Source organism: Pseudomonas akapageensis (assembly GCF_011355085.1).
In the GTDB taxonomy this organism is placed as follows: Bacteria; Pseudomonadota; Gammaproteobacteria; order Pseudomonadales; family Pseudomonadaceae; genus Aquipseudomonas; species Aquipseudomonas akapageensis.
In genome coordinates, this window is sequence record NZ_VXCP01000041.1 from 101,879 (window position 1) to 114,437 (window position 12,559).

The window sequence follows — 12,559 nt, forward strand, 5'->3', positions numbered from 1 at the left end:
TTGCCTGGATTTTCGAAAATCGTTCAGTTGTAAAGGAGAAATTATTCAACGATCCCGGCTTTTTTCGGGACTGGGTTGACTGCTCGCGAGTCTGAATCAAAAAATGCAACGTGCTGAATTAAAATCTTCCTTAGCCTGAAAAGTAAAAAAAACATCAAAAGCAAAGAGGAAGTTGTAAAGCTTAAAAATATTGAGCGTAAGCTATATTCAAAATTAGACAATAATAGTATTGAGGTGGATATGCCGAAGATGTTCAGCGAGAAAATAGTAAATAGCGTAGGAACCCAGAAATCTCCTATACCTCTCAACGTGGAACGAGTGACAATGTAAATATACTCAAAAATCAAAAAAGGAATGGAAATGATAAGGCTGCTTTCGATTAATCGCCGGGTCGCTTCGTTGGATGTGTAGAGTAGGGAGATTTCGGATTTAAAGAAATAGCACGCTAGCAAGCACGGGGTTAATAAAGCAAGTCCAAATATGATGCCTCTCCAATATGTCTGCTTGAAAAGATTTATATCGGTATCATAGTGTTTTGCGGAAATGATACCTGTGGCGTTTGCTACTCCAATTGATACCATGTATATGATGCTAAGAAAGTGCAGGCAAGCTTGATAAGCAGGCAAATTTTCTCCACCTATACCCTTGGAAACGAAAGAGAAAATTAGAAATGAAATACTTTCGGCGCCAAAACATAATGCCAGGGGGAGTCCTTTTGAAAGATAGTTTATGTGCTCGTTTTTAGTAATTGGTTTAAATAAGTGAAGTTGCTTATAAAGAGCGATGCGTCGGAAAAGATAGAAAAATGCCAGGATGGTAAAAATCCATCTAATAATGACGTATGCAAAAACAAAATTAAATATGTCGAGGCTCCTTTGGTGTGTGAGGAAAAATACGGACATTCCGATAAGAGCGGTGTTGAATAACCAGGTATATACGACCTCGTGCCCAGCTTTTGTCTGGGCGTTAAAGAAGTTGAAAATAACAATTTGGATATATATGGCGGGAATGGAAAGTGAAAGCGATAGAATTAATTTTAGTCCCTGGGTGCTGTCGTTGTTAATTGAAAACAATCTAGAGGCGTATAGGGTGTATGCAAGTAAACAAAAAATTATGAGCGATCCAAAAAAAATGGCATGCCGGAATGAAGTGATTAAGTCAGAAGAAATTCGTTCGGATGAGATGTCGGTTGATCGGGATACATTCACCAACAGAAATGAAAAGTATCCAATTCCGAGAACAGTGAAAGAAGACACTACAGCCCATGCTAGTGAAGCATCACCTAATGATTCAATGATGTAATGCCCGACAAAAGAAAAATATATAAGCGATGATGTCATTTCGCCTAATCTGGATGTCACTAGAAATGTGGATGTTCTGACAATGTTCACGCCATGTCCTTTTGTTGCTTAACGTTGTTGGCTTTCGCTAATAATGGTGGGGTATGCTTCGTCTTCCCAATTTTTTGACAAGGTCCACCCGAGAGAAATTAGGATTGTTGAAAATAATTTTCCAAATATAAAGTGGAGTGATAAGTTCCTAGGGTCAAATGCGGCATTGCTTGACAAGTTGACGGGGCGTCCGCTGTTTACAATATTCACTTTCTTGTCGCGTATGATAAGAGTCGAACCGTCACCGCTCTCAAAATTCTTTTTTAGTGGTTCTTCGAACTCATCATCATAAGAAGTGACAACTGAAATGTATCCATTGTGCCGCATCGAATTAAACACATCCTCGGTAACTCCAAAATGCCCAGACATGGAAAAGCAATACTCGAAATGGTTGTTATACTGTTTTAATTCAAGGCGAGAAACAGTATGAAACCCTTCCATTTTTGCCATGAACAGACGTGCTTTAGCTGTTTCGACAACTGTGATCTTCTTCCATCCTCGCTCTCTTAATGCAAAACATAGAGATCGACCTATTCGCCCATATCCAATGACCAGCACGGCATTGCAGTTCGACCAGTTCGATATGTAGTCAGGGGCATGCGCTAAAATAATATTGGCAACCATGACGTTCTCCGCCATTTTGTAAGTGTCGTATGCGACGGATTTAAATTTTGTACTGCTCTTGAAAAAATTAGTGTTTTGATATTTTTTGTGACCGTTCGCGGTATCTTCAAGCACCAATACCAATCGGTTGTTTAATGTGTTTGACATACTGTCTATGTAGGGCGAAAAATAGCCACCGATATCAAGTATGATGATTGGGAGGTCAGTATTTGATGTGATGTCCATTATTTCTTGAATGGTCTTGCCGAATTCACTTCTTTTTCGAGGTGTTATAATGCGAGTTGGGTCGTTTATGTGTTTAAGTAGATTTGCATTAAGCGAGTTTCTTTTGGGGATTAAATAAAGGCCGTCGAAAAGGCTCATCCAGTAATTTAAAATACTTAGGTTAACCGTTGTTGATAGGTGCGAAAGACAAAAAATCAAGCAGTTATTCAGTGGCTTTGGATTTTTGGCTTCATGAGAAGTCAATATCTTCTTATAGATTTTTTCCGCTATTTTGTGGGCGTTCAAATAGGTTAACTTTTCTGGTGTGAATGGGCTTTCTGGAAAGGTTTCATAGTTATTCATGGCGTTCGTCTCCTTATCAAGGTTGCATATCCCTGTCGGGGCTATGTTTGCTTTGTATTAAGTGGGTAAATAGAGAAAATAATTCATAGTAAAGCGATGATTGTCTTTTTATTTTATTTAGGGGGTTGGAGTTATCGTGAGTTTCGTTAGGGCAGCTTTGCAACGCCTGAAGAAATTTTTGATCGAGGTTGCCGGATGTGTTGAAAGAAAAATCATTGCGGAGTGATTGCCAGATGATGTCGCGTTCACCCAAGTGTTCGCCCGGTAGATTCAGTGCAATTAACAGGTCTCTCTCTAGAGGGTTTTGATTGTTGGCGCTTTTAATGGTGATGTCGCTGGTGTCGAGTATTTCTTTTTTTAGTTGGCAAAGCGTAATGACGCACCATGCGGCTGCACTAGTGGACAGACCGTTTTTGTAATGTGTAATTATTTTGTTTGCATTGAGCGTGTAGTCGTTACGCTCTAGCTGTGGCTTGTATTTTTCCTGAATGGATAAGCAGTTTTGGTAGATTGCGCTCCAAGGGTTCTGCGTTTTTTGAAATTCTGCAAAGAAAGAGTCAAGGTCGTCTTTCATAATTCGATGGCCGTTCTCGTGGGTGTGTCCAGGTAAATTTTTTTGTCGAGGATTGTTTGCGGATCAAGATCTTTGTTATTTATAAATATCGATGGTATTTTCATTGAGCGTGCAAATAGAGATCTAATGAAAAACGTCCCTTTATCATTTCCTGAAAATATGTACGCTTCTGGGGTATTTTTTTCGTCAAAGCTAAATGCTGTGTCCTCAAAATTTAGGCTGATATGTCCTTTTCTCCAACCGTCAACCCCCTCCTTGATAACTCCGACAGAAGTTCCTGGGACTTCGCAAATGCCATTGGAAAAATTAATGCTTGGGTTATGATCTGGAAGGTGAGTGATTTCAGAGATGATTGAGTTTTGCTCATCTATATCAATGAATATTATGTTGATGCCATCAGCTTGATTTTCGTGAGTGTGAGTCAAACGGGACTTTGTCTCTCTGCTAATGACTTTAGCCATGAACAGTAATTCAGAAGCTAGCCATTTATGTTTTGTCGCTAATCCTCCTGAAAAAATGAAGGTGGATACGTCAGGTGCGAAAGATACGGCCTTGAAAATTTCTGTTGCGATGGAGCGTAAGTAGGCATCTTTTTCGATGAGGAACTGTTTGTCGCTTAATATGCTCTCTACCGTTATGCTGTCGTCGTGAGGAATATTTGCTAATCCATATATCCCACTTTTTCTGTTGAGAATGTGAGACAGCATGTTTGGGTCTAGTCCATATTTAAGCATTCTTAATGTCAGTCCAGGGGGTTGAGTCCCGGATCTGTTATGCATAATGGGTCCATCACAAGCTGCGAATTGCATAGTGTTGAATACAACCTTGCCATCCACGAATGCAGACACGCTAACACCAGAGCCAATCTGACAGATAACTCCGTTAAAGTGTTGAGTGTCACAGGTTTTACCTATTTCTTCTAGGCATGCCTTTACAGCAAGGCCATGAAAGCCGCTTGCTATTAAGCCGTATCTATTTATATGTAGTTCTTCGAAAGGTATTCTTTTCGGTGTGTGCAATGAGAGATCGTTAACGGCTTGGTCTCTCACTATTATTTGGGTGGCTTGTGGAAAGCATCGTTTGGCCTCCTGGATAACCTCCAGGCACAGACTGTTGTGTCTCGAGCTTAGATAGTCATTGAACTCCAAAATGTGCTCTTGAAATTCTGTTGCTTGTTGCGCAGGTAATCCAAATCCTGCGAATTTTACACGATGACCAATTTTTTCTGGCGTCGGCCATTTAATTTTAAATATGGTTTTATTGATTTTGTCCAGCACTGCCATCGCTGCTTTGGCTAGATTTTCACCAATGTCTAATGTGTACAGCTCTTGGCCGATTTCAAGGTCTGGGCTGTATTTGACTTTCATTGTTTGGGTAGATAGACCTATGAAGTTGAGATTGACATCAATTCGATTGCTATTGTAGAAAATAGCTGTCTTGATTGAAGAGCTTCCAACATTGACGGCCATCATGGTTGTTTTTTTGGCGTCGCGATTTTTATTCATTCTCTTACTCTCACTCTTTTAACAAGCTGTTAAGGGAGGGAGTGTCTTCAGCGGCGAAATATTTTTTTCTGAAATAATATTCGCAGGTTGAGATTTTATGCTCTGTGTGCTTTCGGCTATCGAACTCATGATTCAAGGCGTTTAACGATTCTTGCAGGGATGGGTAGATTTCGCACTTTTGTAGCAGTCCTTGCATGGCGATGAATACGGCATCTATATAATCAAGCGTTTCCTCTATGAATCGACGACACTCAATCTCTGTGACAGCTCCCTTTCGGGCCAGGCTGTAGAAGGTGCTTTTTATGTGATCGAAGCCTTGGATTCTGAACAGGTTGGAGTAAATCCATTTTGGGTGTTTGTTCGTTATGCCAGTAAGGTACGTAAAGCTCATGGTCGTTTTTAGCATTAAGTCTCTGGCTATTTCGCATCCCATCCATAAATTTCCCGACTGCCAACATCCTTGAATGTCTTGAAATGCATAAAATACGGGAAGTTTTTCGCGGTGGGCTACATATAGATGTTTCTCGACGGGTATCCTTGATTTGAAATCGTGAAATCTTGACTGGTTTACAAGTGCGCAGCCAGTTAGCGTGCGATGAATTATATTGTTTTCTCTTTCCAGTAAAGCTGGGCTGTAGAGAAATCGTTGATCGGATACGATCTCATGAAAGGTTTTTTCAATTTTCAGAATGACATCGTCTACTTCGCCAAATGTTATATAATCTGTATCGATATGCAGGCCTTCGACTCCGTAAAAATCGGTCGTATTGTGAACCTCGTCGTTTTTGCTGAGGAAGTGATAGTTGATATCAGTCACCAATGCATGACCTTGGTGTGCGACGTCGTCAGCTTTTGGTCTTTCTTCGCAAAGCACTATGCAATCAATGTCCGAATGGATAGTGCCTATTCCCTCAATCAGAGTCCCTGAAACGATGAGCACACTATTGCTGTTGAGGTGTACGTTCTGAACTATATTTTGTGTTGGTATTTTTATCGATTCATCCAGTATTGAAATTTCGTCTTTGTTTATTTTTGCTGTCGTTGTTTTTATCAATATGTGGCTTTTCATTGAGAATGTCCTTTTGTGGTTTTCTTGATTTTTGACCTGCTGAATCTAAATTGTTTAAATGCGAGTTTTGATTTTGTTATTGCTGGTGTCGTGTTGGCGTGGGGTGAACGTAGGTAGGTTAGTGTCTGGATAAGTGGGGTCAATAAGTAATTTGTAAGATGTCTCTTACGGTTTTTTCGGAGGGCATAAAAGGTTTTGTGGTTGTATATAATTAATTGTTATTTTTCATTGGGTTGAGGCTATGCCTGTTTTTGCGCGACTGTTAAATAAAATGGAGGTATTTTTATTTTTCGAAAAATTTGGTTACTTATTCATGCTGAATCCTCGCTTAAAGAGGTTCAAACCTTTCGATATAGCCCTGGCGAATTTTGATGAGAAGCCGGTTATCGAGGCATTTTCTGATCCTCCACCCAGCCTTTTGCAACGTTCGTCCAGCACTACATTGATGGTGCGAAAAACTGACCCACGGGTTTACAATCGCCTCTCCTGATCAGGAGTAAGGCTGTGCTGACTCATCTCGATTCCCAAGGTCGCGCCAACATGGTCGACGTCACCGATAAAGCCGTGACGTTCCGCGAAGCCGTGGCCGAAGCGCGTATACGCATGCTCCCGCAAACCCTGCAGATGATCGTCGATGGCGAACACCCCAAGGGTGACGTCTTCGCCGTGGCGCGGATTGCAGGGATTCAGGCGGCGAAGAAAACCAGCGACCTCATCCCACTGTGCCATCCGTTGATGCTCACCAGCGTCAAGGTCGAGCTTTCGGCCGAAGGCACCGACACCGTGCATATCGTCGCCCGTTGCAAGCTGGCCGGGCAGACCGGCGTGGAAATGGAAGCCCTCACGGCGGCCAGCGTGGCTGCGCTGACGATCTACGACATGTGCAAGGCCGTGGACCGTGGCATGACCATCGAAAGCGTGCGGGTGCTGGAGAAGCAGGGCGGCAAGAGTGGTCATTACCAGGCGGACGCACCATGAAACTGAATGTTCAGTATTTTGCCCGTTATCGTGAGGCGCTCGGCCGTGATGGCGAGGTGGTCGAAGGCAGCTTTGCCACGGTCGATCATCTGCGCCTGCATTTGCTCGAGCGCGCTGGCGCCTTTGAGGTGCTGGGCGAACAGAACCTGATGTGCGCGCGCAATCAGGACCTGTGCCAATTGGGCGAGCCCTTGGCCGACGGCGACGAAGTGGCGTTCTTCCCCACCGTGACCGGAGGCTGAGCATGGCAATCCGGGTGCAAGCGGCAGCCTTCGATCCAGGTGTCGAGCTCAACGCACTGCATGACGCCAATGTCGGCGTCGGGGCAGTGGTGGGGTTCGTCGGTTATGTGCGCGATTTCAACGATGGCCGGGAAGTGGCCGGGATGTTCCTCGAGCACTACCCGGGCATGACCGAAAAGGCATTGGCCAAGATCGCCGCAGAAGCCCAGCAGCGCTGGCCGTTGCTCAAGCTCGAGGTGCTGCACCGCATCGGCGCCCTGGAACCGGGCGAGCCGATCGTATTCGTGGGCGTGGCCAGCGCCCACCGCCAGGCGGCGTTCGACGCCTGCAACTTCGTCATGGACTACCTCAAGACCCGTGCGCCGTTCTGGAAGAAGGAAAATACCCAGGATGGGCCGCGCTGGGTGGAGGGGCGGGACAGTGATCATGCGGCGGCAGATCGGTGGGATAAGCCTTCCTGATCCCCCCGTCGAGCACGATTTCATGTAGCCGCTGCCGCACGGCTGCGCTCGCGCGCGAAGCGGGCGCAAGATCTCAAGATCGCCGAGGAGCCCCTGCGGGACTCCAGCGCAGCCTGCGGCAGCGGCTACAGGGATCGTGCGTGGCAACACGCGCTGGTGATTGACGACCAATACATAAAAGTCCAAGATGGAATTATCAGTACAAAATAATTCCAGGCACGTCCACGCCTCCACTTTCTTCTGTCTTGCAACACACCTCCAATAACGAGCGAGAGAGACCCATCATGAAGAAGTTCACCCTGATCAGCGGTCTGGCCCTGAGCCTGTTGGCCTCCAGCAGTTTGTTCGCCGCTGAGCAGACGCTGCGTATTGGCATTGAAGCCGCTTACCCACCGTTCGCTTCCAAGAATGACAAAGGCGAGATCGTTGGCTTCGACTACGACATCGGCAATGCCCTCTGCGCGCAGATGAAGGTCAAGTGCCAGTGGAACGAGGTCGAGTTCGACGGCCTGATCCCTTCGCTCAAAGTGAAGAAAATCGACGCCGCGTTGTCATCGATGACCATTACCGACGACCGCAAGAAGTCGGTGGACTTCACTCACAAGTACTACTTCACCTCATCGCGGTTCGTGATGAAGAAAGGCGCTGTGATCGATGATCAGTACGAAAGCCTCAAGGGCAAGACCATCGGCGTGCAGCGCTCCACCACCACGGACCGCTATGCCACGGAAGTGCTGGAGCCCAAGGGCGTCAAGATCGCGCGCTACAGCAATAACGAAGAAATCTACATGGACCTGGCGTCCGGGCGTGTGGATGCCATTTTCGCCGACACCATCCCGCTGGATGACTTTCTGTCGATGCCGCGAGGTGCGGATTATGCCTTCGTTGGTCCGGAGCTGAAGGACCCGAAATACGTGGGTGAGGGCGCCGGGATCGCAGTCAAGAAGGGTAATACGGAACTGGTGACCCAGCTTAACAATGCCATCGACGCAATCCGCGCCAATGGGGAATACCAGAAGATCCAGTCCAAGTACTTCAAAACGGATATTTACGGCGACTGATTGCCGCCGGATTCAAGGCCTGACGCTACGTCAGGCCTTGAGTTCCTTCAGGTGTTTGTACACCGTCGCTCTGCCCATCCCCAGCACATTGGCCACATAGTTGGCCGCGCTCTTGCCCTTGAATGCGCCTTCGGCGTGCAAGGCGAGCACCAGCTCGCGCTTGTGCTCGCGCGTCAGCAGGTTCAGGCCCAACTGGCGTTGGCGCAACCAGTTGTGCAGAAAGGTATTGATCCGTTCCTGCCAGTCGTCGCGAAACAGCGCATCGGGCTGCGGGATCAGCTTGCTCGGCGAGAGAAAGAGGTCCAGCGCCGCCTTGGCATTCTCGAACAGCGAAATATTCAAATTGATGCACAACACCGCCACTGGTGCGCCATCGGCATCACGTAATACGCTGCTGAGCGAGCGGATCTTCTGGCCATCCCAGTTGAGCTTCTCGTAGGGGCCGATGTTCCGTTCGGTGATTTCATCGCTGAGCATGTCTTCGAGCGCCGCGTCATCGCCCACTTCCCGCTTGGAAATATTGTTGGCGATGTAGTCGATCTTCTGCGTGCGCAGGTCGTGTAATACGACTTCGGCGTGGGGGAAGAACAGTGTGGCGATGGCATCGGCAATCGCCCGGTAATTATCCAGGGCAGGATCGGGACGGGATGGGCTCATGGGTAATTCTCCAGACGGCGTCAGCGCCCCGGCGTGGCGGGGCGCTGCGAGTGTGCCGCAATCGCTGGCGCGCGTCATCCGTCGACGCGCGAATGTTCCAGGCGTTTCGGCGAAAGCATTTCAGCACTCAGGCCGAACGAACGCAGGTGTTCCGACAGCGCCTGACCCTGAACCAGTGCGGCACTGGCCTGGCCCATGGCCGCCGAGGTCTGGATACCGTAACCGCCTTGTGCGGCAACCCAGTACAGGCCGGGCACCCTGGGGTCGAAACCGGACACCAGGTCGCCGTCGCCGACGAAGCTACGCAGGCCGGCCCAGGTGCGTGTCGGGCGGCGGATGCTGAGGGTCGTGGCTTCTTCGATCTGGTAGATGCCCATGGCGATGTCCAGCTCTTCGGGCTGGACGTCATGGGGCGCGACCGGGTCGGCATTGGCCGGCGAGCCCAGGAACATGCCGGCATCGGGTTTCATGTAGAAGGATTCATCCAGGCTCACCAGCATTGGCCAGTGATGGATGTCCAGGCCTTCCGGCGGGGCGAAGATGAAAGCCGCGCGGCGTTTCGGTTGCAGGCCCAGCGGCGTTGCACCGGCGAGCTCGCCAATGGTATCGGCCCAGGCGCCGGCGGCGTTGATCAGCACCGGTGCGCTGTAAACGGCGTTGGCCGTGTGTACGTGCCAGAGCCCCTCGGGAGTGCGCTCCAGGCGTACCACTTCGCTATCGGTATGAATCTGGCCCTGATTGCGTCGGATACCGCGCAGGTAGCCCTGGTGCAGGGCGTCGGTATCGATATCGCTGGCGCTGGGGTCGTACAGCGCGCCATGGACCTTTTCTGCGCGCAGGATCGGCAGGCGTGCGCAGGCTTGCGCGGCGCTGAGCAGTTCCATCTCCGGGACGCTGGCTTTGGCGCTTTCATACTGACGCTGCAGCTCTTCGGGGTCACCGTTGAAGTCCACGGTCATTTCCCCGCGTGGGGTCAGCAGCGGGTGTTCGGCGAAGCCTTCGGGTGGTGCGTCGAAAAACGCCCGGCTGGCCAGGGTCAGGGCGCGCACCTGCGGCGTGCCGTAGGCCGCGGTGTAGAGGGCTGCGGAGCGACCGGTGGAGTGATAGCCCGGGTGTGATTCGCGCTCGAGCACGATGACGCGTGCCTGCTGCGACAGCCAGAAACCGGTGGAAGCCCCGGCGATACCGCCGCCGATGATGATGTAGTCAGCCTGTTGCATTGAAGTCCTCCTGCTTGGCGTGAGGGTTAACCGGCGTGTTGCAGACGGTAGAGCGCGTTGGCCAGGGCGATGTCTTCCAGGCCCAGGCCGATCGAGCGGAAGAACGCATGGCGTTGGTAGTCGGGGCGCGGCGCCTTGCCGCTCAGCAGCTCCGGCAGGTCACCGACTATCGCTTCTTGCTGCCAGTGGAATTGCTCACTGGCGATCAGCATCTCCCCGGCCGAGCCTGGGGTGGTGCGGCGATAGTCGCAGTACACCGCCATGTCGTTCAATGCCTGCGGTGGCACTTCATGGGCGCGCGGGGCGTTGGTGCTGATGGAAGTGATCAGCGCCGGCTTGCTCAGGCTGGCCGGGTCGATGACCGGGGCGGCGGAAGAGGTGCAGAGCATGATCACGTCGGCATCGACCAGCGCGTGTTGCAGGTCGCTGACGATTTCCAGGCGTGGATCGAGTTGTTTCAACAGGGCATGGGCTGCGGCGTCTTTATTGGCCAGGGCCGGCGAGTAGATGCGAATGTCCGCCCAGCTGCGCAGGCCTTTGACATAGTGCAGGTGCGCGCGGGCGATGGGGCCGCTGCCGATGATGGTCAGGCGCCTGGCTGCGTCCGGGGCCAGGGCATCGACGGCCACGGCGGTGGTGGCGGCAGTGCGGGCGGTGGTCAGTTCACCGGCATCGCAGAGCAGCAGGGGTTGGCCGCTGTCCATGGACATCAGCAAGGTCCAGGCGGTCACCAGGGCGCCTTGGCTGCGCACGATATAGGGCGAGGTCTTGACCCCGTAGACGCGCTCTTCTGCCAGCACGCCGCCGTAGTTGATGAAGTCTCCCGCGCCCTGGGGGAACTCGACCAGTTGCTGGGGTGGCTGCACAGCCTGGCCTGCGGCCAGGTCGCGGAACAGCTTGCGCAGGATCTGCGGGACGTCCAGCCGGGCCAGAAGTGTGCGGGCGTGTTGTTGGTCGATCACGTAAGGCGCGGACATGCTGGACTCCTCTTATAAACTAATTTGTCTATTATGGACTTTTAGTTCTGTCGAGCAAGATCGCGGGCGTAAAAAAAGCGCAGCCTGTGGAGAGGGTGCGCTTTTGGTGTTTTGAACCATTCTCTTGCGTTGCAGATCACTCTGTAGCCGCTGCCGCAGGCTGCGCCAAGGTCCGCAGGACCTTCATTCGATCCGAAATCTTGCGCCCGCTTTGCGGTCGAGCGCAGCCTGCGGCAGCGGCTACAGACGGTGTGAACCCGTCAAATCAATGATGCTTACGCTGTACCGGCTTGAGCAATTCAGTCGGCGGCGTTTCGCAGTTGATCTTGCGCCCCAGCAGGGCCTCGATCGACGGCAGCTGGTAGGAGTCATCCTCGCCGGCAAAGCTGATCGACACGCCGCTGGTGCCGGCACGACCGGTCCGGCCGATGCGGTGCACGTAATCGTCGGGATCTTCCGGCAGGGTGAAGTTGATCACATGGCTGATGCCTTCGATGTGAATCCCGCGGCCGGCCACGTCGGTTGCCACCAATACGGTGATGCGACCTTCGCGGAAGTTCTCCAGGGTCTTGATCCGCTTGTGCTGCGGAACATCGCCCGATAGTTGCGCGGCGTTGACGCCGTCGCGCACCAGGCGCTCTTCGATGCGGCGGACTTCGTCCTTGCGGTTGGCGAAGACGATGACCCGTTCCCATTTGTTGATGGTCACCAGGTTGTACAACAGCTTGTACTTGTCGCTGCCGGCCACGGCGTAGACGTGCTGCTCGACTGTCTCGCTGGCGACGTTCTCCGGCTCGATCTCGACGATCGCCGGGTCCGTCGTCCACTGCTTGGCCAGGTTCATCACGTCTTCGGTGAAGGTGGCCGAGAACAGCAGGGTCTGGCGTTCGCTTTTCGGTGGGGTCTGGCGAATGATCTGGCGTACCTGCGGGATGAAGCCCATGTCGAGCATGCGGTCGGCTTCGTCCAGGACCATCACTTCGACCATGTCCAGGTGCACGTCACCGCGCTGGTTGAAGTCCAGCAGGCGGCCAGGGGTGGCTACGAGGATGTCGCAGAAGCGGGATTCGAGCTGCTTGAGCTGCTTGTCGAAGTCCATGCCGCCAACGAAGGTCATGACGTTGAGCCCGCTGTACTTGGTCAGGGCTGCGGCGTCCTTGGCGATCTGTACGACCAGTTCGCGGGTCGGTGCGATGATCAGGGCCCGTGGCTCGCCCATGAAGCGTTCCTTGG

14 protein-coding genes are annotated in these 12,559 nt (G+C 51.2%); 5 read left to right on the forward strand and 9 right to left on the reverse strand.

The genetic code is table 11. From position 1 onward, the window contains the following. Window positions 1–41 precede the first annotated feature (41 nt). A complete protein-coding gene (locus tag F2S13_RS23920) occupies window positions 42–902 on the reverse strand; it encodes an MATE family efflux transporter (RefSeq protein ID WP_246237987.1) in 861 nt (286 codons plus the stop codon). 16 nt (window positions 903–918) lie between these two features. On the opposite strand from F2S13_RS23920, the gene F2S13_RS29510 reads away from it, so the two are divergent. Next, window positions 919–1,302: a hypothetical protein gene (locus F2S13_RS29510; RefSeq protein ID WP_246237988.1), complete on the forward strand. Its 384-nt coding sequence runs from the start codon at window positions 919–921 to the stop codon at window positions 1,300–1,302. Window positions 1,303–1,409: 107 nt separating this feature from the next. Here F2S13_RS29510 and F2S13_RS23925 read toward each other — a convergent pair whose 3' ends face one another. From F2S13_RS23925 to F2S13_RS23940, 4 genes are read right to left on the reverse strand one after another with little or no spacing between them, the layout of a single operon-like run. Beyond that, on the reverse strand, window positions 1,410–2,582 hold the full coding sequence (locus F2S13_RS23925) for an NAD-binding protein (RefSeq protein WP_166365517.1): 1,173 nt from the start codon (window positions 2,580–2,582) through the stop codon (window positions 1,410–1,412). A gap of 16 nt (window positions 2,583–2,598) precedes the next feature. After that, a complete protein-coding gene (locus F2S13_RS23930; protein WP_166365519.1) occupies window positions 2,599–3,156 on the reverse strand; it encodes a hypothetical protein in 558 nt (185 codons plus the stop codon). Continuing rightward, window positions 3,153–4,661 carry a hypothetical protein gene (locus F2S13_RS23935; protein ID WP_166365521.1) on the reverse strand — a complete coding sequence of 503 codons (1,509 nt, stop codon included), beginning with the start codon at window positions 4,659–4,661 and terminating at the stop codon, window positions 3,153–3,155. Before F2S13_RS23935 ends, F2S13_RS23930 begins: the two co-directional genes overlap by 4 nt. A 10-nt stretch (window positions 4,662–4,671) precedes the next feature. Next, complete coding sequence (locus F2S13_RS23940; RefSeq protein WP_166365523.1) at window positions 4,672–5,730, reverse strand: hypothetical protein; 1,059 nt, start codon at window positions 5,728–5,730, stop codon at window positions 4,672–4,674. 504 nt (window positions 5,731–6,234) lie between these two features. On the opposite strand from F2S13_RS23940, the gene moaC reads away from it, so the two are divergent. The 4 genes from moaC (at window position 6,235) to F2S13_RS23960 (ending at window position 8,472) form a co-directional block, all read left to right on the forward strand. Beyond that, window positions 6,235–6,708, forward strand: a complete 474-nt coding sequence (gene moaC / locus F2S13_RS23945) for a cyclic pyranopterin monophosphate synthase MoaC (protein WP_166365524.1) — start codon at window positions 6,235–6,237, stop codon at window positions 6,706–6,708. After that, on the forward strand, window positions 6,705–6,950 hold the full coding sequence (locus F2S13_RS23950; RefSeq protein ID WP_166365526.1) for a MoaD/ThiS family protein: 246 nt from the start codon (window positions 6,705–6,707) through the stop codon (window positions 6,948–6,950). The genes moaC and F2S13_RS23950 overlap by 4 nt, the downstream gene beginning before the upstream one ends. 2 nt (window positions 6,951–6,952) lie before the next feature. After that, window positions 6,953–7,411, forward strand: coding sequence for a molybdopterin synthase catalytic subunit MoaE (moaE, locus tag F2S13_RS23955; RefSeq protein WP_166365528.1), 459 nt, complete (start codon window positions 6,953–6,955; stop codon window positions 7,409–7,411). 284 nt (window positions 7,412–7,695) lie between these two features. Then, entirely contained in the window at window positions 7,696–8,472 is a 777-nt protein-coding gene (locus tag F2S13_RS23960) for an ABC transporter substrate-binding protein (protein ID WP_166365530.1), read from the forward strand. A gap of 30 nt (window positions 8,473–8,502) precedes the next feature. Here F2S13_RS23960 and F2S13_RS23965 read toward each other — a convergent pair whose 3' ends face one another. From F2S13_RS23965 to rhlB, 4 genes are all read right to left on the reverse strand, one after another. Continuing rightward, complete coding sequence (locus F2S13_RS23965; protein WP_166365532.1) at window positions 8,503–9,129, reverse strand: helix-turn-helix transcriptional regulator; 627 nt, start codon at window positions 9,127–9,129, stop codon at window positions 8,503–8,505. 74 nt (window positions 9,130–9,203) lie between these two features. Next, window positions 9,204–10,349, reverse strand: a complete 1,146-nt coding sequence (locus F2S13_RS23970; RefSeq protein WP_166365534.1) for an NAD(P)/FAD-dependent oxidoreductase — start codon at window positions 10,347–10,349, stop codon at window positions 9,204–9,206. Between the two features lie 26 nt (window positions 10,350–10,375). Further along, a complete protein-coding gene (locus F2S13_RS23975) occupies window positions 10,376–11,326 on the reverse strand; it encodes an ornithine cyclodeaminase family protein (protein ID WP_166365536.1) in 951 nt (316 codons plus the stop codon). Window positions 11,327–11,591: 265 nt separating this feature from the next. Then, window positions 11,592–12,559 (reverse strand): ATP-dependent RNA helicase RhlB (gene rhlB / locus F2S13_RS23980; protein ID WP_166365538.1); only part of this gene is annotated, 968 nt, incomplete at its 5' end.

What these genes read in the sequence shown, in the direction of transcription:
- F2S13_RS23920 (WP_246237987.1), bottom strand. Translation starts at nt 902, where the DNA reads ATGTCCGTATTTTTCCTCACACACCAAAGGAGCCTCGACATATTTAAT.
- F2S13_RS23925 (WP_166365517.1), bottom strand. Translation starts at nt 2,582, where the DNA reads ATGAATAACTATGAAACCTTTCCAGAAAGCCCATTCACACCAGAAAAG.
- F2S13_RS23930 (WP_166365519.1), bottom strand. Translation starts at nt 3,156, where the DNA reads ATGAAAGACGACCTTGACTCTTTCTTTGCAGAATTTCAAAAAACGCAG.
- F2S13_RS23935 (WP_166365521.1), bottom strand. Translation starts at nt 4,661, where the DNA reads ATGAATAAAAATCGCGACGCCAAAAAAACAACCATGATGGCCGTCAAT.
- F2S13_RS23940 (WP_166365523.1), bottom strand. Translation starts at nt 5,730, where the DNA reads ATGAAAAGCCACATATTGATAAAAACAACGACAGCAAAAATAAACAAA.
- F2S13_RS23950 (WP_166365526.1), top strand. Translation starts at nt 6,705, where the DNA reads ATGAAACTGAATGTTCAGTATTTTGCCCGTTATCGTGAGGCGCTCGGC.
- moaE (WP_166365528.1), top strand. Translation starts at nt 6,953, where the DNA reads ATGGCAATCCGGGTGCAAGCGGCAGCCTTCGATCCAGGTGTCGAGCTC.
- F2S13_RS23960 (WP_166365530.1), top strand. Translation starts at nt 7,696, where the DNA reads ATGAAGAAGTTCACCCTGATCAGCGGTCTGGCCCTGAGCCTGTTGGCC.
- F2S13_RS23965 (WP_166365532.1), bottom strand. Translation starts at nt 9,129, where the DNA reads ATGAGCCCATCCCGTCCCGATCCTGCCCTGGATAATTACCGGGCGATT.
- F2S13_RS23970 (WP_166365534.1), bottom strand. Translation starts at nt 10,349, where the DNA reads ATGCAACAGGCTGACTACATCATCATCGGCGGCGGTATCGCCGGGGCT.
- F2S13_RS23975 (WP_166365536.1), bottom strand. Translation starts at nt 11,326, where the DNA reads ATGTCCGCGCCTTACGTGATCGACCAACAACACGCCCGCACACTTCTG.